The organism is Streptomyces sp. NPDC007084 (genome assembly GCF_040703595.1).
Lineage (GTDB): Bacteria > Actinomycetota > Actinomycetes > Streptomycetales > Streptomycetaceae > Streptomyces.
The window spans coordinates 1-23872 of the sequence record NZ_JBEYFY010000063.1 but is presented as its reverse complement, the minus strand read 5'-3'; the positions used below and the strand labels follow the sequence as shown (position 1 = coordinate 23872).

Annotated in this window: 20 protein-coding genes and 1 tRNA gene; 8 read left to right on the top strand and 13 right to left on the bottom strand. The window is 71.8% G+C overall.

Annotated features, from left to right (window positions below):
- Positions 1-32: 32 nt before the first annotated feature.
- Entirely contained in the window at positions 33-1400 is a 1368-nt protein-coding gene (locus AB0912_RS31030) for an HNH endonuclease (protein WP_366705721.1), read from the bottom strand.
- 472 nt (positions 1401-1872) lie between these two features.
- Between AB0912_RS31030 and AB0912_RS31025 the strand changes: the two genes are divergently transcribed.
- Genes AB0912_RS31025 through AB0912_RS31015 form a run of 3 tightly spaced genes read left to right on the top strand, consistent with a single transcriptional unit; the run spans position 1873 to position 3408 of the window.
- Complete coding sequence (locus AB0912_RS31025) at positions 1873-2082, top strand: hypothetical protein (protein ID WP_129768018.1); 210 nt, start codon at positions 1873-1875, stop codon at positions 2080-2082.
- Entirely contained in the window at positions 2066-2578 is a 513-nt protein-coding gene (locus AB0912_RS31020; RefSeq protein ID WP_366705719.1) for a DUF6879 family protein, read from the top strand. Before AB0912_RS31025 ends, AB0912_RS31020 begins: the two co-directional genes overlap by 17 nt.
- Positions 2575-3408 carry a helix-turn-helix transcriptional regulator gene (locus AB0912_RS31015; RefSeq protein ID WP_366705717.1) on the top strand — a complete coding sequence of 278 codons (834 nt, stop codon included), beginning with the start codon at positions 2575-2577 and terminating at the stop codon, positions 3406-3408. The genes AB0912_RS31020 and AB0912_RS31015 overlap by 4 nt, the downstream gene beginning before the upstream one ends.
- A gap of 639 nt (positions 3409-4047) precedes the next feature.
- Here the strand turns inward: AB0912_RS31015 and AB0912_RS31010 are convergent.
- The 8 genes from AB0912_RS31010 to AB0912_RS30975 all read right to left on the bottom strand — a co-directional run bounded on the left by AB0912_RS31010 (position 4048) and on the right by AB0912_RS30975 (position 12950).
- Positions 4048-4135, bottom strand: a tRNA-Leu gene (locus AB0912_RS31010).
- A 161-nt stretch (positions 4136-4296) separates the two neighbouring features.
- Positions 4297-5301, bottom strand: coding sequence for a sugar phosphate isomerase/epimerase family protein (locus AB0912_RS31005; protein WP_366705715.1), 1005 nt, complete (start codon positions 5299-5301; stop codon positions 4297-4299).
- Positions 5302-5312: 11 nt separating this feature from the next.
- Positions 5313-6647: a Gfo/Idh/MocA family oxidoreductase gene (locus tag AB0912_RS31000; RefSeq protein ID WP_366705743.1), complete on the bottom strand. Its 1335-nt coding sequence runs from the start codon at positions 6645-6647 to the stop codon at positions 5313-5315.
- A gap of 128 nt (positions 6648-6775) precedes the next feature.
- Positions 6776-7828, bottom strand: a complete 1053-nt coding sequence (locus tag AB0912_RS30995; RefSeq protein WP_366705713.1) for a substrate-binding domain-containing protein — start codon at positions 7826-7828, stop codon at positions 6776-6778.
- A gap of 20 nt (positions 7829-7848) precedes the next feature.
- On the bottom strand, positions 7849-8868 hold the full coding sequence (locus AB0912_RS30990) for an ABC transporter permease (RefSeq protein WP_366705711.1): 1020 nt from the start codon (positions 8866-8868) through the stop codon (positions 7849-7851).
- Positions 8865-10406, bottom strand: a complete 1542-nt coding sequence (locus AB0912_RS30985) for a sugar ABC transporter ATP-binding protein (protein WP_366705709.1) — start codon at positions 10404-10406, stop codon at positions 8865-8867. Before AB0912_RS30985 ends, AB0912_RS30990 begins: the two co-directional genes overlap by 4 nt.
- 181 nt (positions 10407-10587) lie before the next feature.
- Positions 10588-11769 (bottom strand): ROK family transcriptional regulator, encoded by a 1182-nt coding sequence (locus AB0912_RS30980; RefSeq protein ID WP_366705707.1) that lies wholly within the window; start codon positions 11767-11769, stop codon positions 10588-10590.
- Between the two features lie 233 nt (positions 11770-12002).
- Positions 12003-12950: a beta-ketoacyl-ACP synthase III gene (locus AB0912_RS30975; RefSeq protein WP_366705705.1), complete on the bottom strand. Its 948-nt coding sequence runs from the start codon at positions 12948-12950 to the stop codon at positions 12003-12005.
- Positions 12951-13316: 366 nt separating this feature from the next.
- Between AB0912_RS30975 and fdhD the strand changes: the two genes are divergently transcribed.
- Complete coding sequence (fdhD, locus tag AB0912_RS30970; protein WP_366705703.1) at positions 13317-14180, top strand: formate dehydrogenase accessory sulfurtransferase FdhD; 864 nt, start codon at positions 13317-13319, stop codon at positions 14178-14180.
- A 220-nt stretch (positions 14181-14400) separates the two neighbouring features.
- Here the strand turns inward: fdhD and AB0912_RS30965 are convergent, their stop codons facing one another.
- A complete protein-coding gene (locus AB0912_RS30965; RefSeq protein ID WP_366705701.1) occupies positions 14401-14943 on the bottom strand; it encodes an isochorismatase family protein in 543 nt (180 codons plus the stop codon).
- A gap of 674 nt (positions 14944-15617) precedes the next feature.
- Here AB0912_RS30965 and AB0912_RS30960 point away from each other — a divergent pair.
- Together AB0912_RS30960 and AB0912_RS30955 are read left to right on the top strand one after the other, a co-directional pair.
- A complete protein-coding gene (locus tag AB0912_RS30960) occupies positions 15618-17618 on the top strand; it encodes a sialidase family protein (protein WP_366705699.1) in 2001 nt (666 codons plus the stop codon).
- A 10-nt stretch (positions 17619-17628) separates the two neighbouring features.
- Positions 17629-18867: a hypothetical protein gene (locus AB0912_RS30955; RefSeq protein WP_366705697.1), complete on the top strand. Its 1239-nt coding sequence runs from the start codon at positions 17629-17631 to the stop codon at positions 18865-18867.
- Here the strand turns inward: AB0912_RS30955 and AB0912_RS30950 are convergent.
- Positions 18800-19861 (bottom strand): bile acid:sodium symporter family protein, encoded by a 1062-nt coding sequence (locus tag AB0912_RS30950; protein ID WP_366705695.1) that lies wholly within the window; start codon positions 19859-19861, stop codon positions 18800-18802. The genes AB0912_RS30955 and AB0912_RS30950 overlap by 68 nt on opposite strands.
- Positions 19858-20025 carry a hypothetical protein gene (locus AB0912_RS30945; protein WP_366705693.1) on the bottom strand — a complete coding sequence of 56 codons (168 nt, stop codon included), beginning with the start codon at positions 20023-20025 and terminating at the stop codon, positions 19858-19860. The genes AB0912_RS30950 and AB0912_RS30945 overlap by 4 nt, the downstream gene beginning before the upstream one ends.
- A 77-nt stretch (positions 20026-20102) precedes the next feature.
- Here AB0912_RS30945 and AB0912_RS30940 point away from each other — a divergent pair, with 77 nt between their 5' ends.
- Positions 20103-20975 (top strand): LysR substrate-binding domain-containing protein, encoded by an 873-nt coding sequence (locus tag AB0912_RS30940; protein ID WP_366705691.1) that lies wholly within the window; start codon positions 20103-20105, stop codon positions 20973-20975.
- Positions 20976-21120: 145 nt separating this feature from the next.
- Here the strand turns inward: AB0912_RS30940 and AB0912_RS30935 are convergent, their stop codons facing one another.
- The gene (locus AB0912_RS30935) at positions 21121-22098 is read right to left on the bottom strand and encodes an Lrp/AsnC family transcriptional regulator (RefSeq protein ID WP_366705689.1); all 978 of its coding nucleotides are present in this window, start codon (positions 22096-22098) and stop codon (positions 21121-21123) included.
- Between the two features lie 217 nt (positions 22099-22315).
- On the opposite strand from AB0912_RS30935, the gene AB0912_RS30930 reads away from it, so the two are divergent.
- Positions 22316-23800, top strand: coding sequence for an MFS transporter (locus tag AB0912_RS30930; protein ID WP_366705687.1), 1485 nt, complete (start codon positions 22316-22318; stop codon positions 23798-23800).
- Positions 23801-23872 lie beyond the last annotated feature (72 nt).

The window sequence follows — 23872 nt, the reverse complement described above, 5'->3', positions numbered from 1 at the left end:
TCCCATACGCGCGCTGGACGATGGGGCACAGCTCACCGACGCGTCCTCGGTGGGCTTGCCTTCCACGCCCGGTCGAGAGAGTCGTCCCATGTGCCGTCCCGGTCGAAACTCGCGGCCCGGCAGCCACGGGACATGGGTGCCGCAGCGCTGTGGCGCCAGGAAGCGTCCCCGACCCGGGCGATAGCGTGCCCGCAGTGCCGGCAGACGTCGTAGGCCATCAACTCGTCATGCAGCCGGTCAAGTTGCGCAGTGCGGTCTGCCAGCTCCTCTTGGATACCCCGTAGCACTTCCTCGGCGCTCGAAACGCCCGCCGAACCGATGATGCCGCGCACGAGTGCCGCCGCTTCGGTTGCTATGTCGACGCGCCGTGCGGCGTCTACCAGGCTCCGCGCACCGTCATTGTTGGACGACTTACCCATCGTCCGTTCGGCCAATCCGACCGACGGGCGGCTCGACACCGCCGCCTCGTCATTGCCGGCCTCGTGCTCCGCGACTCCGTCTCTCAGGCGCCTGCGGGCGACTTCGAAGGCCCACGCCTCGGTGGAGGCCTTCTTGGATACGTTGAAGTGTGTGCTCGTCGCCGATTCCATCACCGTGTGGAATTCCTGCATCAGCGCTCCCCAGTGGGAACCGCCGGCAAAATCCTCCGAGCACCAGCCGTAATGACGCACGAGTTCGTCACGGACGCGGTCGAAATGGCGCGCGCTCTTCCGCACCGGTCCGCGCGTTTCGATGGGGAGGCCGACGCGTTCCGCCGTCGCCAGCGTCTCCGGGTCCACGCCTTCCCACTTCATATGCCCGTCGCGTTCGCAGGCGTAGTCGACCCAGGACCAGAATGCCTCGGCGTCCGCGACGTCGGGGGCCTCACGGTGGTGGCGCGGGCAGAGGAGAGCGAAGTTGCGCACATCGTTGGAACCGCCGAGCGACTCCGGCACGACGTGGGCCCTCTCCACCGGTGCCTGCCAGCAGATCAGACAGATCGGCTCATCGAGACCCAGATAGTCGGCGATGGCCCGGACCGGGGGTCTGGACCGGCGCGCGTCAGGGCTGCTGTCCCGGTTGCGCACGCGCAAATCGCGGTGGTCGTAGGAGTGTTCACGGTCGGGGTCCAGGACGTTGAGTGCATCAGGGATGTCCTCACGTTGCGGCTCGGGATTCCGCACGCGGTAGAGCGGTGTCGTGATCTCTGTGAGGTAGGGGCGGAGGAATCCCAGCAGGAACTCGCGGACGATTTCCAGGGCATCGGCGTCGAAGCCGCCGACGGCGTTGCGATGCCCTTGAATGTCGAGGTAAACGTGGCGCGGTGCGCCAGGGCTCACTCGTGCGGCCGTCTTGAGGACCGCGAAGAGGCGGGTAGCGCACTTGGTGAAATCCTCTTCGACCCGCATGTCGTGGTACATCGCGATGCCCTTCGGCTTCGCATCGGCTTCCGGGCCCCTCGAAGGAGCTGCGTTCGTCGCGGCCTCCGAACGGGAGGGCCGAGCCTCCATCGGTTTCTGTCGGTTACCGGGCATGTGCGCACGCTAGCGGTCGACTCTGACAACAGCGCTTGAGTCAACCGTCCGTCACCGCTGCGCTGCGCTCGGCACAACCAAAAGCGCCGACCCTAGCCCCTGTTGGTCACGCGTTGGTCATGTGACCAACCCTCCTCCGAGGCGCCCGTCCCCGGTCAGGCTTCCCGGACGGCGCCACAGGGCTACGCCCAGTCTGCACGGTCGCGTACGTGACCGCGTACCGGGGTGGGCTGGCGCGGTCGGGGACCTGTTTATGCAAGGACACGCATAGTCGCGTTCACGCATAGACGCGTAGCGCCACCCCCTCTACTGTCGTTGGCCAGGCGGCCCAAACGGGGCTAGAGCAGGGGGGTTTGGCATGGCCGAACGTTCGGCACTCACCCGGCTCACGGGCAACGGCAACGGCGAGTGCGGAGAGAAGGACTGTCCGAACGTGTACCGCACGGCTACCGGATCGTTCGTGGTGCAGGGCGACGTGTCCGCCGCCTTCACCCCGCCTGCTGGGGAAGGGCTCGTGGAAATCCCGGAGGCGGTTCTCAGGGAGGCGTTCCGTGCACTTGGATGGTGACGCGTGGAATGACTGCTTCGATTCCATGGAGCGTGAGGCGTGGCGGCTGGAGACGCTGCCTGTCTACACCATGCCCCAGGAAGCGGAGAAGCTGAAGCGCTTTCTCGCCGGGGAGAAGTCGCCGGATGACTACACCTCGGCGTGGATGGACGAGATCCGGCAATGGGCCTCGGAAGGAAAGAGCGTCGGCCGGGTGCATGTCGTGACGCGCCCGCTTTCGGATTACCTGCGGTTCGAGTTCGAGTATTACTACCGGCATCACGTCAAGGCGGGCGAGGATATCCGTATCCTCGATCTCACCGACCGTGAGAATCCCGGACTGCCGGATCAGGACTTTTGGATGTTCGATGAGTCCAAGGTAGTTCTGATGAATTACCGGGCGGACGGAACACAGATCAATCGGAAACTGTACGAAGGCGACCCGGAGCCGTACCGACAGTTGAAGCGGATCGCCGTGGCCGAGTCGGTTCCATTCCTGGAGTACGTGAGCGGGTGACGTTCGACCCTGAACAGTTGGGGCAGCCAAGACAGGAACTGGCAGCCCTGCTGAAAGAACTGCGCAAGCGAGCCGGCCTCACTGGGGACCGGCTCGCTCGGCGTTGCAACATGTCCCAATCGAAGATCAGCCGGATCGAGAATGGGAAAATCCTGCCGAGCCTGCTCGACCTGGAGAGAATCCTCCGGGCTGTCGTTGCTCCGCCCGAGGTCATCGAAGAGGTGATTGCTCTCGCTAGACTGGCTAACACCGAGTGGCAAGACCTTCGCTCGCTTCGCCGGAGAGGGCTGGAAAAGAAGCAGACCGAGCTTGCCGCGTTGGAATCCTCGTGTACGGAGTTCCGCTTCTTTCTGCTGTCCATGATTACTGGTCTGCTGTCCACCCCTGAGTACATCCGGGCCAGCCTCGCCCATTCTCCGGCCGACATCACCAAGACGGTAGCGAGGAAGCTGGAGCGGCAGGAAGTCCTTTACGATACGACGAAGCGGTTCACCTTCATCCTCACCGAGCAGGCTGTCAGGTGGCCACTCCTGCACCCGGCTGCAATGGCGATGCAAATTGACCGGCTCGCCTCACTCACTCACTTGTCGAATGTGAAGCTCGGGGTGATCCCGATTGCGGGATACAAGCCTATGGCTCCGATGGATACCTTCACCGCCTATGACAACAGGCTGGCCACCGTGGAGAACACGACCGGTGTCGTGATCCTGAGAGACCCGAGAGACATCGAAATGCATCTGGACTTGTTCTCCACGTTGGAGGGCTATGCACTTTTCGATGAGGAAGCAAGGGCTCTTTTGATGTCATGGTCTACTGCCTGCCGTTCATGATCTTTAGTCCATGACGGGAAAGAACTACACAGCCGCCGCTTTCTCGGCCAATGATTTCCTCCATGGCGGCGACCGAGCGAAACGAGAAGCGAGACCGCGACGGCGTGGGCCGGTTGCTCGACTGCCGGCAACCGGGCCTGTGACGGGGGCCTGACCCACCACTGTCTGCGGGACGCCCCGCCTGGGTCGTGGTCGAGGAGGGCAACACCTACCGCCTGCGCAAGCTCACCGAGGACGGCGACGACAACGCCGTCATCTACGTGGACCAGTTCGTGATGAACGTCCTGAAGTGGCAGAGGGAACGCCAGAACGCGGAGCGGGAACGGCTCGGCTCCGCGTGGGCGGACAGTGATCTCGTCTTCGCCCGTGACGGCTTCAAGCTGTACCGGGGTGAGGCGGGGGGACCGCAGGACCCCGAGAGGGTGTCGGCACGCACCCTACGCACCCGGCTCCACCTGACCGAGGACTTCCGCGTCCACGACCGGCGGCACAGCAAGGTCACGAACGATCTGGAGGCCGGGGAGAACCCCGTCGAGGTCTCCGCCAACGTCCGGCACCACTCGCCGGGCTACACCATGGCCCGGTACGGGCGCCACAGCCGGAGAAACAGAAAAACCCCAGGTGAACTGGGGTCTCTGCTGGTGTCCGAGGGGGGACTTGAACCCCCACGCCCGTTAAAGGGCACTAGCACCTCAAGCTAGCGCGTCTGCCATTCCGCCACCCGGACCAGGTGTCTGTCGCCTGGCCGGGGGTGTTCCCCGTGGCGACGTGGACAACAATACCAAGGTTTCGGAGTGCCTTTCACCTGCGTATCCGGGCTCCCGGGGCCGGTCCGCGCGGCGGGGGCGGGCCCCGGTGACCAGGGGTGATGGGGTCGCTACGGGGTGGCTAGTCCTTGGATTCGAAGGCGGCGTCGAAGGACGCCGACGGGGGGTCGAAGTCGTACGTCTTGAGGCGCCGCAGGGATTCGGGGGCGCCCTGGAGGCGGTCCATGCCGGCGTCCTCCCACTCGACCGAGACCGGGCCGGTGTAGTCGATGGAGCGGAGCATGCGGAAGACGTCCTCCCAGGGGACGTCGCCGTGGCCCGCCGAGACGAAGTCCCAGCCCCGGCGCGGGTCGCCCCAGGGCAGGTGGGAGCCGAGGCGGCCGTTGCGGCCGTCGAGGCGTTTGCGGGCCTCCTTGCAGTCGACGTGGTAGATCCGGTCGCGGAAGTCGTAGAGGAAGCCGACCGGGTCGAGGTCCTGCCACACGAAGTGGGACGGGTCGAAGTTCAGGCCGAAGGCGGGCCGGTGATCAACCGCTGCCAGGGCGCGGTGCGTGGTCCAGTAGTCGTAGGCGATCTCGCCCGGGTGGACCTCGTGGGCGAACCGGACGCCCTCGGCGTCGAAGACGTCCAGGACCGGGTTCCAGCGGGTCGCGAAGTCCTCGTAGCCGCGCTCGATCATCGAGTCGGGGACGGGCGGGAACATCGCGACGAGGTGCCAGATCGCGGAGCCGGTGAAGCCGATGACGGTGTCGACGCCGAGCGCGGCGGCGGCCCGCGCGGTGTCGGCGATCTCGGCGGCGGCCCGCTGCCGTACGCCCTCCGCCTCGCCGTCGCCCCAGACGCGGGCGGGCAGGATGGCGCGGTGGCGTTCGTCGATGATGGCGTCGCAGACGGCCTGGCCGACGAGGTGGTTGGAGATCGCCCGGCAGGTCAGTCCGTACGTGTCGAGCAGGGCGCGCCGGGAGTCGATGTACGCCGGGTCGGCGAGCGCCTTTGGGACCTCGAAGTGGTCGCCCCAGCAGGCCAGTTCGAGGCCGTCGTAGCCGAAGTCGCGGGCCAGGCGGCAGACCTCTTCGAGGGGCAGGTCGGCCCACTGGCCGGTGAAGAGCGTGAAGGTGCGCGGCATTCCGGGCCTCCTCAGACCGCTATGGGGGTGTAGACGGAGTTCTTCCCGGCGCTCTCCTCGACCGCGGCGAGGACGCGCTGCACCTGGAGTCCGTCGGCGAAGGACGGGGTGGGCGGGCGGCCGGCGGCGACGGCCAGGACCAGGTCGCGGGCCTGGTGCACGAAGGTGTGCTCGTAGCCGAGGCCGTGGCCCGGCGGCCACCAGGCGTCGAGGTAGGGGTGGTCGGGTTCGGTGACGAGGATGCGGCGGAAGCCGGCGTGCGTGGCCGGCTCGGTGTGGTCGTGGTAGGAGAGTTCGTTGAGGCGTTCCAGGTCGAAGGCCAACGAGCCGCGCTCGCCGTTGAGTTCGATGCGCAGGGCGTTCTTGCGTCCGGTCGCGAAGCGGGAGGCCTCGAAGGAGGCGAGGGCGCCGGAGGCGAAGCGGGCGGTGAACAGGGCCGCGTCGTCCACGGTGACGGTCCCCGGCCGCGGGCCCGCGCCGGAGCCGAAGCCGGAGTCGGAGTCGGAGTCGGAGTCGGAGCCGTGGAGGGAGCCCGTTGGTGTGTCCGGGGCGGGCCCGGGGCCGGGCGGACCGGCGGCCCCCTCCTTTGCCGGTCCGCCCGGCCCGGGCACCGCCGACAGGCCGCTGGACGCCCCCGTGGGCCAGGGCCGGCTGCGGACGAACGTCTCGGTGAGGGCGGACACCCCGCCGAGCGGTTCCCCCGCGAGGAACTGCGCGAGGTCGATGATGTGGGCGCCGAGGTCCCCGAGCGCCCCGGAACCGGCAGCCTCCCTGCGGAGCCGCCAGGTGAGCGGGAACTCGCGGTCGACCAGCCAGTCCTGAAGGTACGTCACCCGCACGTGCCGCAGCGCTCCGAGGCGGCCCTCCGCGATCATGGCGCGGGCGAGGACGGTGGCGGGGAGCCTGCGGTAGTTGAAGCCGACCATCGACAACTGGCCGCGTTCCAGGGCCGATGCCGCGGCGTCGGCCATCGCCTCGGCCTCGGCGACCGTGTTGGCGAGGGGCTTCTCGCACAGCACGTGTTTGCCCGCGGCGAGTGCGGCGACCGCGATCTCGGCGTGGCTGTCGCCGGGCGTGCAGATGTCCACGAGGTCGATGTCGTCGCGGGCGATCAGCGCGCGCCAGTCCGTCTCGGCCGCCGCCCAGCCGTGCCGGTCCGCCATTGCCCGTACCGCCGCTTCGTCCCGGCCGCAGACCGCGGCGAGGACGGGGCGCAGCGGCAGGTCGAAGACGCGGCCCGCGGTGCGCCAGCCCTGCGAGTGGGCGGCGCCCATGAACGCGTAGCCGACCATCCCGACACGCAGTGGGGGCTTCGCGGCCTCGTCACCCCGGTGCGGCTGTCCCATACGGATGTCCTCCTCGTGGTTGTTGTCCTCGTGGTCCTCGTGGTCCTCGTGGTCCTGGCCGGCTTGGTCGTCGCGCGGTGGGGAAGGGGCCCGGACCCCCGTGCCGGGCCCCTGGCTCGGAGGGCGGCTCACTTGAAGCCGGTGGGCATGTACTGCTTGACGTTGTCCTTGTCGACCACGGCCGAGTAGAGGGTGAGGGAGGCGGGGATCTCGAACTCCGCGAGCCCGCCGACGCCCTTGCCCTGGCCGAGGGTGCGGGCGAGGTCGATGGCGGAGGCGGCCATGGTCGGCGGGTAGAGGACGGTCGCCTTCAGGACGCTGTCGTCGGCCTCGATGGCCTGGAAGGCGGAGAGCGCGCCGGCCCCGCCGACCATCAGGAAGTCGTCCCGTCCGGCCTGCTCGATGGCCCGCAGCGCGCCGACTCCCTGATCGTCGTCGTGGTTCCACAGCGCGTCGAACCTGGGCTGCGCCTGGAGGAGTTGGGCCATCTTGGCCTGGCCGGTCTCGACGGTGAACTCGGCGGCCTGGCGGGCGACCTTCTTGATGTTCGGGTAGTTCTTCAGCGCCGCGTCGAAGCCCTGGGTGCGCTGCTTGGTGAGTTCCAGGTTGTCGATGCCGGCCAGTTCGATGACCCGGGCGTCGCTCTTGCCCTTGAGTTTCTCGCCGATGTAGTGGCCTGCGCTGAGGCCCATGCCGTAGTTGTCGCCGCCGATCCAGCAGCGGTACGCCTGGGGCGAGTTGAAGATCCGGTCGAGGTTGATGACGGGGATGCCGGCGCGCATGGCCTTCAGGCCGACCTGGGTGAGGGCCTTGCCGTCGGCGGGGAGCACGACCAGGACGTCGACCTTCTTGTTGATCAGCGTCTCGATCTGGCCGATCTGGGCGGCGGTGTCGTTGGAGCCCTCGGTGATCTCCAGGCTGACGTCGGAGTACTTCTTGGCGCGGCTCTTGGCGTTGTCGTTGATGGCGTTGAGCCAGCCGTGGTCGGCCTGGGGGCCGGCGAAGCCGATGGTGACGTGCTTGCCGGGCTTGTCGTCGGCGGCCGGCCCCTCGTTCGCGGCGGGCTTCTCGTCGTCCTTGGTGTCGTTGCTGGTGCAGCCGGTGAGGAGGACACCGGCGGAGACGGCGGCGGTGCCGAAGAGCAGTCCTCTGCGGCTGGTCAGGCTGGTGGGTTCTGGCATGGCGGTGGACCCTTCCCGTGTCAGGTCGTGCTCGCTGTGCGCCGCTGGACCAGGACCGCGGCGACGATGATCGCGCCCTTGGCGATCTGCTGGACGTCGCTCTGGAGGTTGTTCAGCGCGAAGATGTTGGTGATCGTCGTGAAGATGAGGACGCCCAGGACGGAGCCGATGATGGTGCCGCGTCCTCCGCTGAGCAGGGTGCCGCCGATGATCGCGGCGGCGATGGCGTCGAGTTCGTACAGGTTGCCGTTGGTGTTCTGGCCGGAGCCGGAGAGGATGACCAGCAGGAACGCGGCGATGCCGCAGCACAGCCCGGACAGCAGGTAGAGGTAGAGCCGCTGACGGCGTACGTCGATGCCGGCGAGGCGGGCGGCCTCCGCGTTGCCGCCGACGGCGACGGTGCGGCGGCCGAAAGTGGTGCGGTTGAGGATCAGCCAGCCGATGACGGTGACCACGGCGAAGACGAGGACCAGCGGCGGGACGCCGAGCACGTACGCGTCGCGCTCGCCGAGCCGCAGGACGCCGTCCACGGTGACGATCTGGGTGCGGCCGTCGGTGATCTGGAGGGCGAGGCCGCGGGCGGAGGCGAGCATGGCGAGCGTCGCGATGAAGGGGACCATCCCGCCGTACGCGACGAGCAGGCCGTTGACCAGGCCGCAGCCCACGCCGACGAGGACCGCGGTGAAGAGGATGCCCGCGAAGCCGTACTCCTGGGTGGCGACCGTCGTCGCCCAGACCGAGGAGAGCGCGACGATCGCGCCGACCGACAGGTCGATGCCGCCGGAGGTGATGACGAAGGTCATGCCGACGGTGACGACGCCGATCACCGAGGCCTGGGTGAGGACGAGTTGCAGGTTGCGGGTGTCGAGGAACTCGTCGGGCCTGGTCACCGCGCCGATGACGACCAGGGCGGCGAGGACGCCGAGGAGGGAGAGGGTACGGACGTCGGCGCGCGCCACGACCGCGCGCCACGCGGGGAGTTCGGCCGTCGGGGGCACCTTTCCGGTGCCTTCCCTGGGCGGGGACACGTGCTGCGTCATGACGCCGGGCTCCCTTCACTGGCCGCCACGGGGCTTCCTTCCATGACGAGGTCGAGTACGCGGTGTTCGTCCAGTTCCGCGGCCGGAGCCTCGTGGACGACCCGGCCCTCGCGGAGTACGAGGACGCGGTCGGCGAGCCCGAGGACCTCGGGCACCTCGCTGGAGACCAGGAGGACGGCGAGGCCCTCGTCGGCGAGCCGCCGGACCACGGCGTACAGCTCGGCGCGGGCGCCGACGTCGACACCTCGGGTGGGTTCGTCGAGGAGCAGGACCCGGCAGCCGCGCAGCAGCCAGCGGGCGAGCACGGCCTTCTGCTGGTTACCGCCGGACAGCGTGCGGACCGGCGCGGACGGGTTGTCGGGGCGCAGCGAGAGTTCCCGGGTGGCGGCGCGGGCCGCGGCGCGTTCGGCCCGCCGGTCGATCCAGCCGCCGTGCGCGTAGCGGGACAGCGACGACACGGACACGTTGCGGGTGACGGACTCCAGCATGAGCAGGGCCTGCGCCTTGCGTTCCTCGGGGGCGAGGCCGAGTCCGGCGCGCACGGCGGCTCGTACGCTGCCGGTGCGCAGCGGCCGGCCGGCGACGCTGACGCTGCCGGTGGTGGGCTTGCGGGCGCCGTAGACGGTCTCCAGGATCTCGGAGCGGCCGGAGCCGACGAGACCGGCCAGCCCGACGATCTCGCCGGGGCGCAGTTCGAGGTCGAGCGGGGCGAACTCGCCTTCCCTGGAAAGGCCTTGGACGTTCAGTACGGCGTCGGCGGGCGGCCTGGCGGCGGGCCGGGCGGGGAAGACGTACTCGACGGCGCGGCCGGTCATCAGGCCGACGACCTCGCGGGTGGGGGTGGAGCGGGCGGGCAGTCCGCCCGCGACCGCGCGTCCGTCCTTCAGGACGGTGACGCGGTCGCCGATGCGGCGGATCTCCTCCAGCCGGTGCGAGATATAGACGACGGCGACGCCCTGGGCGGTCAGGTCGCCGACGATGCGGAAGAGGTTGTCGACCTCGTCGGGGTCGAGGGCGGCGGACGGCTCGTCCATGACGATCAGCCGGACGTCGTGGGAGAGCGCCCGGGCCATCGAGACGATCTGCTGCTGGGCCGCCGACAGGTCCCCCACCAGGCGCGCCGGGTCGATCTCCGGGTGGCCGAGCCGCCTCAGGAGCGCGGCGGTCGCGGTTCGGGCGGCTCTGCCCCGGACGACGAACCCGGCGGTGGTGATCTCGTGGCCGAGGTGGACGTTCTCGGCCACCGACAGGCCTTCCACCAGGTCGAGTTCCTGGTAGATGGTGGCGATGCCGAGGCGCATGGCGGCGATCGGGGACCTGAGGGTGACGGGTTCACCGCGCCAGGTGATGACACCGTCGTCGGGCTGGTGGGCGCCGGCCAGCACCTTGATCAGCGTGGACTTCCCGGCGCCGTTCTGGCCGAGCAGGCAGTGCACTTCCCCCGCCTGTACGTCGAGGTCGACGCCGTCGAGGGCCCGGACTCCGGGGAACGACTTGGTGATGCCGGACATGGTGAGCAGCGGTGGTTCGGGTGCCATGACGGTTCCCCTTGGCAGGCGTGCGGGCCGGTTGCCGGGTGGTGCGCGTGCGGGGCGAGCTGTTCTTGGGCACGGCGGGGCCGGGCGTGGTGCCGGTGTGGGCCGTGATGCCGTGCGGTGACGTGCGGTGCGGTGACGTGCCGTGTGGTCCGGTGACGTGCCGTGCGATGCGGTGCGCGGGTTACGCGGGTGAGAACAGGTGGTCGCTGATCAGCCGGGCTCCGCCGATGACTCCGGCGGTCGGGCCCAACTCCCCCAGCACGATGGGCAGGTTGCCGGTCGCGAGCGGGAGCGACTGGCGGTAGACCTGGGTGCGGATCGCGGCGAGCAGGGTGTGGCCGAGGCCCGTCACCCCGCCGCCGATCACCACCAGGCCCGGATTGAAGAAGCTGACGAGTGCGGCGATGACCTGACCGGTGCGGTTGCCGCCCTCGCGGATCAGGTCGAGCGCGGTGGCGTCGCCCGCCGCGGCGGCGGCGGCGACGTCGACGGCGCTGAGGCCGCCGTTCGCCTCCAGCCGGGCGGCGAGTTCGGCCGACAGTCCCTGGTGGGCGGCGGCCAGCGCGTCGCGGGCGAGGGCCGCGCCGCTGAAGTGGGCTTCCAGACAGCCCCGGTTGCCGCAGGCGCAGGGGCGCCCGTCCGGCACGGCCTGGATGTGCCCGATGTCGCCGGCGCTGCCCGTCGCGCCGCGGTGGACCTCCCCGCCGACGACGATGCCGCAGCCGATGCCGGTGCCGATCTTGACGCAGAGGAAGTCGGCCACGGAGCGGGCGACGCCCGCGTGCTGCTCCCCCATCGCCATCAGGTTCACGTCGTTGTCGACCATGACCGGGCAGCCGAGTTCCTGGCTGAGTGCCTCGCGGACCGGGAAGCCGTCCCAGCCGGGCATGATCGGCGGGGCGACCGGTACGCCCTCGGGGAAGCGGACGGGTCCCGGGACGCCGATGCCGGCGCCGTCGAAACCTTCCGCAAATCCCTGGGCCCTCAACTTGGCGGCCATGTCCAGGACTTGCTCGAAGACGGCGACCGGTCCCTCGCGGACGTCCATGGGCTGGTTGATGTGTCCGAGGATCTCCAGTTCGGCGTTGGTCACGGCCACGTCGACCGAGGTCGCGCCGATGTCGACGCCGAGGAAGCGCAGAGCGGGCGCGAGCCGGATGTTGTGGGAGCGCCGGCCGCCCCGGGAGGCGGCGAGGCCGTCCGCGACGACGAGTCCGGTCTCCAGGAGCCGGTCCACCTCGACGGCCAGTTTCGACCGTGACAGGTCGATCTGATCGCCGAGCTGGGCGCGGGAGTTGGGGCCGCCGTCACGCAACAGCCGCAGCAGCCGGGCCTGATGGGCGTTCGCGGGTCGTGCCGTCATCCGTCTCACGAGCCCCTCCCCGCCCCACCGGCCTGCGTCCGTCAGGTTCCGGTCGCCCGCACCGGCCTGCTTTCGAGGGGAACGTAGCAGCGGCTGCCGGAAGGGGGAAGAAGTTGCGCGGGAATCCGCCCCTACTTTCTCCACTCCGTGGACAAAGGGAGCCGTTCAGTCGCGGAGGATGACGTTCAGTCGCGGAGGGGGCCTTCGGTCTCGGCGGGATGACGAGGGCGCGCTCAGGGGCAGCGGACGACCTGCCCCGCGTACGACAGATTGCCGCCGAAGCCGAACAGCAGGACGGGATCGCCGCTGGAGAGCTGTCCGCGCTCGACCAGTTTGGAGAAGGCGAGCGGGATGCTCGCGGCCGAGGTGTTCCCGGACTCCACGACGTCCCGCGCGACGACGGCGTTGACCGCGCCGATCTTCTGGGCGAGCGGCTCGATGATCCGCAGGTTGGCCTGGTGCAGGACGACGCCGGCGAGGTCCTCGGGGGTGAGGCCGGCGCGTTCGCAGGCCTTCCGGGCGATCGGCGGGAGCTGGGTGGTCGCCCAGCGGTAGACGCTCTGGCCCTCCTGGGCGAAGCGGGCGGGGGTGCCCTCGATCCGGACCGCGTGCCCCATCTCGGGCACCGAGCCCCACAGCACCGGGCCGATGCCGGGCTCCTCGCCCGGCGGACAGGCCTCGACCACGGCGGCGCCCGCGCCGTCCCCGACGAGGACGCAGGTCGTGCGGTCGGTCCAGTCCGTCACGTCGGACATCTTGTCGGCGCCGATGACCAGCGCCCGGGTCGCGGCCCCGGCCCGTACGGCGTGGTCGCCGGCGGCCAGGGCGTGCGTGAAACCGGCGCAGACGACGTTGACGTCCATCGCGGCGGGCGAGGGGATGCCGAGGCGGGCGGCGACCCGGGCGGCCATGTTCGGGGAGCGGTCCACGGCGGTGGACGTGGCGACGAGCACCAGGTCGATGTCGCCCGGCGTCAGCCCGGCGGCGGCGAGGGCCTTGGCGGCGGCGTGCGCGGCCAGCTCGTCCACGGGCTCGTCGGGCCCGGCGATGTGCCGCGTCCGGATGCCGACCCGGCTCGTGATCCACTCGTCACTGGTGTCGACCAGGCCCGCCAGGTCCTCGTTGGTGAGTACTTTGGCGGGCTGGTAATGGCCGACGGCGGCGATCCGTGAGCCGTTCATGAGTGGTCCCCCTCGTTGCCTTGGGTAGCGGGATCCACCAGTCTGATCAGGTACTCACGGGTACGACGGCAGGTGATGCCACAGGATCTGGGCGCCAGGCTTGTCGGCTTCTGTCAGACTCTCGGACGCCCGAACACTCACCCGCCGGAACACATGTGCCGCCGTACCGTACGCGCCGCGGGCGGCCCGCGTCCGCCCCGTGCCGGCTCGTACCGGACGCGGCATGCGGTCCGCTCCGTGCGTGCGGGACAATGGGCGGTCTGACGGTCATCCGGTCCACACGACGGACCGGCGACCCGCGCGGCAACCGCCGCGGGATGGGCCTCTCCGGCCGGCCGCACGGACAGAACCGGGACTGATCGGGACATGGGACGAGTCACGGAACGACGCAAGGTCATACGCATCCGGGGCGAGGCCGTGAGCACCCGCCCCGACACCCTGGTCGCGGAGGAGCCGCTGGAGATCCGCCTCAACGGCAAGCCGCTGGCGATCACGATGCGGACCCCGGGCGACGACTTCGCGCTCGCGGCGGGCTTCCTGGTCAGCGAGGGCGTGCTGGGCGCGGCCGGGGAGCTGCGGAACATCGTGTACTGCGCGGGCGCCACCGTGGACGGCTCCAACAGCTACAACGTCGTCGACGTCCGGACCGCGCCCGGTGTCGTCATCCCCGACATCACACTCGAACGCAATGTGTACACGACGTCCTCCTGCGGCCTGTGCGGCAAGGCGAGCCTCGACGCCGTCCGCACCACCGCCCGCTGGCCGGTGGACGACACGGCGGGCGACACCGCTCCCCCACTGCGGCTGGAGCCCGAGCTGCTCGCCGGCCTCCCCGACCGGCTGCGCGCCTCCCAGCAGGTCTTCGACCGGACCGGGGGCCTGCACGCGGCGGCGCTGTTCACCGAGGACGGCGAGCTGGTCGACGTCCGCGAGGACGTGGGCCGGCACAACGCGGTCGACAAGCTGGTCGGACGCGCCCTGCAGAACGGCACGCTGCCGCTCTCCCGGACGGTCCTGCTGGTCTCCGGCCGGGCCTCCTTCGAGCTGGCGCAGAAAGCGGTGATGGCGGGCATTCCGGTGCTCGCGGCGGTCTCGGCCCCGTCGTCGCTGGCGGTGGACCTGGCCGCGGAGACCGGCCTGACCCTGGTCGGTTTCCTGCGCGGCGCCAACATGAACGTGTACGCGGGCGAGCACCGGATCGCCCTGCGGGCCGCCGCGCAGCAGGGCTGAGCGGGCCCCGGGGCTGAGCGGGGCCCGGGCTGAGCGGGCCCAGGGCTGAGGGGGCCCAGGGCTGACCGGGGCCCAGGGGCTGAGCGGGGCCCAGGGCTGAGCGCTGAGCGGGCCCCGAGGAAGCGGACAGTCCTCGTACGCGGCCAGTTCCCCCGCACGCCGGTCCGCCGCCCACCGGTGACCGCTCACCGTCGGCCGGTCATCAGTCACCGGTCACCGGTCACCGCTCCGTGAAGCGGACCTCCGCCGCCGTGACGACCGTGCCGAGGCGGGGGAAGTCCAGCCGGACGGACGCGTCGTGCTCCGGCGCGGTGAACGCGGCCATCGCGTCCTCGACGAAGACCAGGTCGTAGCCGAGGTCGCCGGCGGCGCGGGCGGTCGACTCGACGCCGAGGTTGGTGGCGATCCCGCCGAACACCAGGGTGGAGATGTCGTGTTGGCGCAGCTTCTCGTCCAGGCCGGTGCCCTGGAAGCCGCCGATGGTCCGCTTCACGATCTCCACGTCCCCCTCCGCGGCGAGCCCGGCGACGAGTCCGCTGCCGGGCGGCTGCTCGGCCACTCCGGACCGCTCGACCCTGACGAGCACGACGAGGGCCCCGGCCTTCCGGAAGGCCGCCGCCAACTCCTCGGCGGTGGCGAGGACTTCGGTTCCCTTGTGGGGGGCGAGCGGCAGCGCCACGATGCGCTCCATCAGATCCACCAGCACCAGGGCGGTGCGGGCCGGATCGAGGGCGAGGCGGGGTTCGGCTTCGGGTGCGGTCATGACGGAACGTTAGCCCGCATCAGCCATCCGTACCGGAAATCCGGATCAACAAGCCCGTGAACTGCTCTCGCCGAGGCCGCCCGGCGTGGCGCGGAGGCCGGGGCGGCGGGCGGGCGGCGGAAGGCGGAGCGAGGGGCGGCGGGACGCGGGCGGCGGCTCGACGGGGGCGGCAGTCGTGGCGGTCGTACCCGTGGCTCCCACCGCCGGGCACGCCGCTTACGCCCGCCACGCCGGGACGCGCGGAAACTTATGCCGGTCACGCCGGTCTCGACAGCCGTGCCGGTCTCGACAGCCCTTATGGTCACGCCCGTCCCACCCTCCCCGCCGATCGCGGGCCCCCACACGCGCCCGCCCCACCGGCCCCGGACCACACGCGCACCCTCCCCACCGGCCCCGAACCACACGCGCACCCTCCACACCAACCCCGAACCGACACGCGCACCCTCCCCGCCTCCGGCACGACCCGGACGGCCCGGGGCAAAGTGATCTTGCGCCCGACGCTCCACGGGCCCGCCATCCCACCGTCCGCGCACCCGAAAGTCTGGCGTGAACACGACCGGTGCACGCTTCTTGTGGGGTGCGTGAGGGCCCAAGTAGCGTCTGCGGCGCGAACGTTGGACGTGGGATGTCCAGAGCATCCGGATTGCCCCGCCGCACGAAGGGCAGGTCGCACCATGCCGTTACGCCTCCGCACCCGTCTGAGATCCGTCCTCACCGCCCGCCCAGGCCGGACGGCCGCCACCACCTCCGCCACCATTTCCGCCTCCGCCCGCCCCCGGCGCCACCGCACACGCACCCGCATCCGCACGCGCACGCGCACCGGTGTCCTCCTCACCACTCTGCTCGCCACCACCGCCGTCACCCCGCTCACCCTCCCGGTCACCGCCCACGCCGCGGCCCCCGGCGCCTTCGAGCAACAGGTGCTCTTCAAGGCCTCCCAGGACCCCGGTTACGCCTGTTTCCGCATCCCGTCCGTCGTGCGGACCACCGCGGGGACGCTGCTGGCGTTCGCCGAGGGGCGGGTCCTGAACTGCGGTGACGCGGCGGACATCGACATCGTGGTCAAGCGTTCCGAGGACGGCGGACGCACCTGGAGTGCCCTTCAGGTCGTCAACGACGGGGGCGGCGACACACACGGCAACCCCACCCCGGTCGTCGACCGCAGGACCGGCCGGGTCCTGCTCGCCGAGACGTACAACACCGGCCGCACCGACAGCGCGAGCTGCGCCGTGCCCTGCGACCGCACCCCGCACCTCCAGTACAGCGACGACGACGGCCGCACCTGGTCCCGGCCGCGCGACCTGAGCGACGAGATCCTGCCCGCCAACTGGAACTCCTGGTACGCCACCGGCCCGGTGCACGGCATCCAGCTCAGCCGGGGACGGCACGCCGGACGGCTCGTCTTCGCCGTCAACACCGAGACGTGGAACGGCAGTCGGGTGACCGCCAACCACGCGGCGCTTGTCACCAGCGACGACGGCGGCGACCACTGGACCATCGGGGCGCGGGACTCCTGGCCGGTCGCCGACGACGGGACCTTCCGGCAGAAGCCGTCCGAGATGACGCTCGCCGAGCGGGCCGACGGATCGGTCCTGGTCAGCGGGCGCGAGCAGGACGGCACCGACCTCGGGCACCGCACCCAGGCGGTGAGCCGGGACGGCGGCGACGGCTTCGTGTCGCCCTTCCGCGCCCTGCCCGACCTCTACGCGCCCCAGGTGCAGGGCTCCGTGCTGCGGATCGGCGACCGGCTCCTGCTGGCGTGCCCCGGCGACCCGGACCGCCGCCGGACCATGATGATCCGGTCCTCCTACGACGGCGGGCGCACCTGGGACAGCGTGGACCGCGGCACGGTCGTGACCACCGACTGGTCGGGCTACTCCGACCTCGTGCGGATCACCGGCGGGGGCGACGGCGACGCGGTGGGGCTGCTGTACGAGGGCGGCGCGGTCGACGCCCGCGACGAGATCCGCTTCGCCCGCTTCACCGAGGACTGGCTCCGGCCGCGCCGGGGACCGGACCCGGTGACCGCCGACCTCGTGCCGTTCGCCCGGCCGGCGGCGGTCCTCGGCGGCGCCCACGAGAGCGCGGGCGTCCTCGGCGGGGCGCTGGAGTTCGACGGCACCGACGACGCCGTACGACTCCCCTACCGTGACCGACTGCCCCTGGGGACAAAGGACTTCACGGCCTCCCTGTGGTTCCGGTACACGGCGGCCGACGGGGAGCAGCCGCTGCTGTGGATGGGCGGGACCGGTACGGCACAGCCGCAGGTGTGGGTGCGCGGCGAACCGGCGTCCGGCCGGATCACCGGTCTCATCACCACCCGCGACGGCGCGGCGCCCCCGGCCACGGCGTCCGTGCGCACCGACGGCGCCCACAACGACGGCCGGTGGCACCATCTGGCGCTGCGCCGGGGCGGCGGCCGGCTCACGCTGTCCGTGGACGGGACGACGGCCGGGACGGCGGACGTGCCCGGATCGGTCAGCCGGAACTCGCCGTTCGGGGTGCACATCGGCCAACGCGTGGACGGCCGGGCGTACTTCACCGGCGCCATCGACGATGTGCGGGTCTACGACAGGGCGTTGAGCGATGCCGAGCTGGCCGCGCCGCCCCCGGCGCACCTCACCCGCGACACCGTCCTGTGGCTCCCCATGGACCGGGTGAGCGCGGGCCACTAACGTCCCGTCCGTGGCCGGGGACGCACGAGCGCGACGGCGGACCGGGACCGGGCTCGGCGTGCTGCTGGCCCTGGTCTCGGCCGCCGTGCTGCTCACCGCCCTCCCGGACCACGACCGGGAGGGCGGTGGCACGTGCGCCGCCCGCGAAGTCCGGTCCTGGTCGGCGGACGCGCCGCTCACGAACGCGTTCGCCCGGTACGGCGACGACGCCGGCCGCACCGACGACTGGACCGGGGGCGACGGCACCCACTCGGTGCGGCTGCCGGACGGCCGGCTGCTGTGGCTGTTCTCGGACACCTTCCTCGGCCCGGTGTTCGCACCGCCGAACCCGGTCGGCGAGTCGTACGCCTGGCGCGACGCGAGCACGCCCCTGGTGCGCAACGCGGGGGTGGTGATGGCGGCCGACGGCACGCTGGAGAGCACGCTGCCCGCGCCGCTCTTCCCCGACCCCGCCCCGCAGCAGTGGCGCTGGCCGGTGGCGGCCCGGGCCGAACCCCGCTCCCCCGGCTCCGCCGAGCAGGTGCTGCGGGTCCTGCTGTGGACCCGTACGGCGGGTTCCGCGCCGTGGATCTACGGGGTGCCCGCGGCCACCGAGGTCGCCACGCTGTCGCTGCCCGGGCTGCGTCTGGAAGGCATCAGCACGGTCCTGGACCAGCGGTCGGTCGCGGACGCCTCCCGGCGCGTCCTGTTCGGCACCACGGCCGTCGACGCGGGCGGCTGGACGTACGTCTTCGGCGGCGACGACGGCCGCGCGGTCGGGCGCCCCGCCTCAAAGGCGTACGTGGCACGGGTGCCGCGCGGCCGGCTCGGCGAGCCCGGGGCCTGGGAGTACTGGGACGGCGGGGCGTGGACGGTGCGCGGGCGCCCGGCGCCGGTGCTCGGGAACGGCCGGACCACCGGGGTGGGCAGCGCGTTCACGGTCGTACGGGACGGCGGCACGTACGTCCTGTTCACGATGGCGGCGGGCGCGGCCGGCCTGACGGCCGTCACCTCGTACTGGGCGTGCGCCCCGGCCGGCCCCTGGCGCGGGCCCGCCCGGAGCTTCAGCCCGGCGCTGCCGCCGGGCGAGGTGGCCGCGTACAACCCGCAGGCGCATCCCGCGCTGGGCGGCGACGGGCGGCTCGTCCTCAGCTACGACGTCAACTGGCTGGACGCGACGGGCGGTGCCGCGCAGACGAACCTCAGCCGGAACGTGTCGCTGTACCGGCCGCGTTTCCTGTCGCTGCGCCTGGGGGCGCCGGGGTCGTAGGGGACCCGTCGTCCGGTCCGGGCGCCTCGGGGTCGCGGGCCCGGCGCTTGGCGATCACCGCGCACACCATGAGCTGCATCTGGTGGAAGAGCATCAGCGGGAGCACGGCCAGCGAGGCGTGCGCGCCGAACAGGACGCCGGCCATGGGCAGTCCGGAGGCGAGCGACTTCTTCGACCCGGCGAACTGGATGGCGATCCGGTCCGCCCGGCCGAAGCCCAGCGCCTTCCCGCCGTACCAGGTCAGGGCGAGCATCACGGCGAGCAGCACCGCCTCGACGGCCAGCAGCCCGGCCAGCCGGACGGCGCTGACCTGGTGCCAGATGCCCTGCGCCATGCCCTCGCTGAACGCGGTGTACACGACGAGCAGGATCGAGCCGCGGTCGACGTAGCCGAGGACCTTCTTGTGCCGGGTGATGAACGCGCCGATCCAGGGGCGCAGCAGTTGTCCGGCGAGAAAGGGCACCAGGAGCTGGAGCACGATCTTGACGACGGAGTCGGCGGAGAACCCGCCGCCGCTGTCGCCGAGCAGGGCGGCGGCGAGCAGTGGCGTGATGACGATGCCGGCGAGCGAGGAGAAGGAGCCCGCGCAGATCGCGGCGGGCACGTTGCCGCGGGCGATCGAGGTGAAGGCGATGGACGACTGGATGGTCGAGGGGACGAGGGTGAGGAAGAGCAGGCCGGTGTAGAGGTCGTGGGTCAGCAGCGCCGGGACCAGGCCGCGGGCGGCGAGGCCGAGCAGCGGGAACACCACGAAGGTGCAGGCCAGCACGGTGGTGTGCAGGCGCCAGTGCTTGACGCCCTCGACCGCCTCGCGGGTGGACAGGCGGGCGCCGTAGAGGAAGAAGAGGAAGGCGATCGCGGCCGTGGACGCCCCCGAGGCGATGTCTGCCCCCGTACCGGTCGCCGGGAACAGGGCGGCGAGCCCGACCGTCCCGAGCAACAGCAGGATGTACGGGTCGATCGGCATCCAGTTCGGCCGCTGCAGGCGTTTCACGGTGCTCCACTGCTCGTTCGGTACGTCGGGTACTGCTCGTTCGGCACAGCGGTACCGGCGTACGGCTCGCTCGGTGTACGGCTGTACGGCTCGCTCGGTGTACGGCTGTACGTCTGTACGGCTCGTTCGGCGTCGGCCGGGTCGGCGCGTCGTGCCGTCCCCATCGTCCCCTCCCCGGGCGTGATCGGGAATCCGTCACACCGCTCTGACTGTCATCACGTTCCGCGATAACCTGACGGGTGTGTACGACCCGTCCCAGTTGCGTACGTTCCTGGCGGTGGCGCAGACGCTCAGCTTCACGCGGGCCGCCCGGCGGCTCGGGCTGCGCCAGTCCACGGTCAGCCAGCACGTACGGCGGCTGGAGGACGCTGCGGGCCGGCAGCTGTTCACCCGGGACACCCACTCCGTGGAACTCACCGAGGACGGCGAGGCCATGCTCGGCTTCGCGCGCCGGATCCTGGAGGTGCAGGAACAGGCCACGGCGTTCTTCACCGGGACCCGGCTGCGCGGGCGGCTGCGCTTCGGGGCCTCCGAGGACTTCGTGCTGACCCGGCTGCCGGAGATCCTGGAGGGGTTCCGCTCGGACCATCCGGAGGTGGACCTGGAGCTGACGGTCGAGCTGTCGGGCACCCTGCACGAGCGGCTGGCGGCGGGCCAGCTCGACCTGGTGCTGGCGAAGCGGCGGCCCGAGGACCCGCAGGGCGAACTCGTCTGGCACGACCACCTGGTGTGGATCGGCGCCCCGCGGCTGCGCCTCGACCCGGACCGGCCGGTCCCGCTGATCGTCTATCCGCCGCCGGGCATCACCCGCGCCCTCGCGCTGGAGGCGCTGGAGCGCGAGGGCCGGTCCTGGCGTATCGCCTGCACCAGCGGCAGCCTGAACGGGCTGATCGCCGCGGCCCGCGCCGGTCTCGGCGTGATGGCGCACTCCCGGGGCCTGGTGCCGCCGGGGCTGGCCCGCGTCCCGGAGCGGGCGGGTCTGCCCACGCTGGGCGAGGTCGACTTCGTCCTGGTGCACGGGCGCCGCAGGCCCTCGGCGCAGGGGGCGGCGGACGCGCTGGCGGCGGCCATCCTGGCGGGCGGCGACCGGCTGCACCGGGGCCGGCGCGACTGAGGGGCGACCGGCCGCACAAGGCCCGCAGGCCCGGAGGCGCGGATGCCCAGAGGCTCGGATGCCCAGAGGCTCGGATGCCCGGAGGCCCGGAGGCCCGGAATTCCGCAGGCCCGGAGGCGCGGAGGCGCGGCGCGGCCGAGGGCGGTCAGCGTGTCCGGGTGTACGTGAGCTGCTTGACCCGGCGCAGGAACGGCGTCGTCTCGACGTGCTGGACCCCGTCGAGCCCGCCGAGCGGCCCGCTCAGATACGCGTAGAGGCCGGCCGTGTCCGGGAGGACGGCGGTGACCACGAGATTGGAGGGGCCCGCCGTCGCGGAGGCGAAGGCGACCTCGGCGTGCGTGGCGAGGGCCCGGCCGACGGAGTGGAGGGCGGCGGGGGCGGCGGTGATCCACAGACAGGCGGCGAGACCGTAGCCGAGGATCTCCGAGTGGTACTCGACGTCGATGTACACGGCGCCGGAGGCGAGCAGCGCGGCCAGCCGGCGTTTGACGGCCGACTCGGAGCGGCCGGTGGCGCGTTGCAGCTCCGGGTAGGTGGCGCGGCCGTCGCGTTCGAGAGCGGCGACGAGCGGTTCGTCCTCGGGGTCGATCACGGCGGGCCCGTCCGTCGCGGGCGGTTCGGGGCGCAGGGCGGCGAGCTGGTCGGGGCCGAGCGCGGCGAACTTGCGGGTCCAGCCGTCGGGTCCGCCGAAGAAGCGGTGGATGAGCTGGTGGGCGCGGATCTCCATGATGCTCGGGGTGCGCGGGAGTTTGCCGAGGAGCAGGTCGTCGCGGTCGCCGGGGCTGCGCGGGCGGGTCATGCAGACCACCTCGGTGCCGCCGGAGGCGAGGCCGATCCAGGCAGTGTCGGGGCGCTTGGCCAGGGCGTCGGCGATGGCCTCGATGCCGTCGGGCGCGCAGCGCAGCCGGAGCATCCAGTGGTCCTGGCCGAGCCGCGGGGCGTCCCGGACGGCGACGACACGCAGTCCGGCCTCGGCGCACAGCCTGCGGTAGCGCCGGGCGATCGTCTGGTCGGAGGCGCCCAGCACCTCGCCGATCCGGCTGAAGGAGGCCCGTCCGTTGACCTCCAGCGCGGCCAGCAACCGCAGGTCGAGCGCGTCGAGCCCGTTGGATTCCAGCGACATGTGGACTCTCCCTGTCGGATTCCGCCGATATCGCGCCGCCTTCCGGTGTGATCGGCCGACGCCGTCCCATCGTACGGAGCACGACGGAACGACCGGGGCGACCGGGGCGACCGGGGCGAGCGGCCCGGACGCGAAGACCCGGACAACCGGCCCGGACAACCGGCCCGGACGCAACGACCGGGACGTACGGGCCGCGCTGGTACAGGGAGATGAGGACATGCGTAAGTGGGGGCCGCTCACGGCGGTGTGCCTGGGCACATTCATGTTGTTGCTGGACGTGACGATCGCGATCGTCGCGCTGCCGGACATGGCGAGGGGGCTGGACGCCTCCCTGAGCGATCTGCAGTGGGTGATCGACGGGTACGCGCTGGCGCTCGCCGCGCTGCTGCTGGGGGTGGGGTCGGCCGCCGACATCCTGGGCCGCCGCCGGGTGCACGTGGCGGGGGTCGCGCTGTTCGCGGCGGCCTCGCTGTGGTGCGGGCTCGCGACCGGGCCGGGCATGCTGGTGACCGCCCGGGTGGTGCAGGGGGTGGGCGCGGCGGCGACGCTCGCGACGACGCTTCCGCTGCTCGGCTCGGTCTACCGGGGACGGGACCGGTCCACCGCGCTCGGCGTGTGGGGCGCGGTCAGCGGCAGCGCGGCGGCGGTCGGTCCGGTGCTGGGCGGGCTGCTGACCGAGGGGCCCGGCTGGCGGTGGATCTTCTTCGTGAACCTGCCGGTGAGCGTGGCCGCGGTGTGGCTGACGCTGAGGGTGGTGCCGGAGTCGAAGGGGCCCCGGGGCATGCGGATCGACTGGGCGGGCACGGCGGCGTTCGCCTGCTTCGCGGGGGCCACCACCTACGGCGTGGTGCGGGCCGGGTCCGACGGCTGGACGTCGGCCGTGACCGCCGGGTCCTTCGCCGTCGCGGCGGTGTCGCTGCTCGCGTTCGTGCTCGTCGAGCGGCGGGTGGCCCAGCCGCTGCTGGACCTGGCGCTGTTTCGCAAGCCCGCCTTCGTCGGCGTGATGCTGGGCGCGCTCGCCTTCAACGGAGCGGCCTTCGGTGTCATCCCGTACCTCTCGATCTGGCTCCAGACGGTGCTGGGGCTGAGCCCGGTGCACGGCGGGCTCACGCTGCTGCCGATGACGGGCGCCTCGGTGGTGGTCGCGATCCTCGCCGGCAAGCTGCTGCACGGGGCTCCGGCCTGGCTCACCATCGGCGGCGGGCTGCTGCTGATCGGCTCCGGGGTGTGCTGTCAGGCGGTGCTCGACGCGGGCACGGGGTGGCCGGCGCTGGTGCCGGGCCTGGTGCTCGTGGGGATCGGCGTCGGCCTCGTCGCCCCCGCGCTCGCGGGCGCCGCGCTCGCCTCGGTGCCGCAGGAGCGGGCGGGGATGGCGAGCGGCGCGGTGAACACCGTCCGCCAGCTCGGATACGCGCTCGGGGTGGCCGTGTTCGGCACGGTCCTGGTCTCCCGGATGCGGGACACGCTGCCGCACGACGCGGCGCACACGCTGGCGGGCGGCGGCGCGGGGGCGCTGCGGGGCACGGTCCCCGAGCACGCGCTGCGGGCCGCGTTCGCCTCGGGCCTCGACACGGCGTCGGTGGCGGCCGGGGTGACGGCGCTGCTCGCGGGGGCGCTCGTGCTGCTGCTGGTCCGGACTCCGCGGCCCGCGCCGAACCCGGCGGAGGCGCCCGCCGGGAAGGTGCCCGCGTCGCGGGGCTGAGCGGAGCCGGGGACCGGCGGGCTTTCTCCGGACATCCACCACTCTGTCCCCGGGCCGCCCGGGGTTCCTTCC

Coding starts and splice junctions, on each gene's coding strand:
- AB0912_RS31000 (WP_366705743.1), bottom strand. CDS start 6,647: ATGGGACAGCCGCACCGGGGTGACGAGGCCGCGAAGCCCCCACTGCGT.
- AB0912_RS30975 (WP_366705705.1), bottom strand. CDS start 12,950: ATGAACGGCTCACGGATCGCCGCCGTCGGCCATTACCAGCCCGCCAAA.
- AB0912_RS30980 (WP_366705707.1), bottom strand. CDS start 11,769: ATGACGGCACGACCCGCGAACGCCCATCAGGCCCGGCTGCTGCGGCTG.
- AB0912_RS31030 (WP_366705721.1), bottom strand. CDS start 1,400: ATGTACCACGACATGCGGGTCGAAGAGGATTTCACCAAGTGCGCTACC.
- AB0912_RS30995 (WP_366705713.1), bottom strand. CDS start 7,828: ATGCCAGAACCCACCAGCCTGACCAGCCGCAGAGGACTGCTCTTCGGC.
- AB0912_RS30960 (WP_366705699.1), top strand. CDS start 15,618: ATGCCGTTACGCCTCCGCACCCGTCTGAGATCCGTCCTCACCGCCCGC.
- AB0912_RS30965 (WP_366705701.1), bottom strand. CDS start 14,943: ATGACCGCACCCGAAGCCGAACCCCGCCTCGCCCTCGATCCGGCCCGC.
- AB0912_RS30935 (WP_366705689.1), bottom strand. CDS start 22,098: ATGTCGCTGGAATCCAACGGGCTCGACGCGCTCGACCTGCGGTTGCTG.
- AB0912_RS31025 (WP_129768018.1), top strand. CDS start 1,873: ATGGCCGAACGTTCGGCACTCACCCGGCTCACGGGCAACGGCAACGGC.
- AB0912_RS31005 (WP_366705715.1), bottom strand. CDS start 5,301: ATGCCGCGCACCTTCACGCTCTTCACCGGCCAGTGGGCCGACCTGCCC.
- fdhD (WP_366705703.1), top strand. CDS start 13,317: ATGGGACGAGTCACGGAACGACGCAAGGTCATACGCATCCGGGGCGAG.
- AB0912_RS30985 (WP_366705709.1), bottom strand. CDS start 10,406: ATGGCACCCGAACCACCGCTGCTCACCATGTCCGGCATCACCAAGTCG.
- AB0912_RS30945 (WP_366705693.1), bottom strand. CDS start 20,025: ATGGGGACGGCACGACGCGCCGACCCGGCCGACGCCGAACGAGCCGTA.
- AB0912_RS30990 (WP_366705711.1), bottom strand. CDS start 8,868: ATGACGCAGCACGTGTCCCCGCCCAGGGAAGGCACCGGAAAGGTGCCC.
- AB0912_RS30930 (WP_366705687.1), top strand. CDS start 22,316: ATGCGTAAGTGGGGGCCGCTCACGGCGGTGTGCCTGGGCACATTCATG.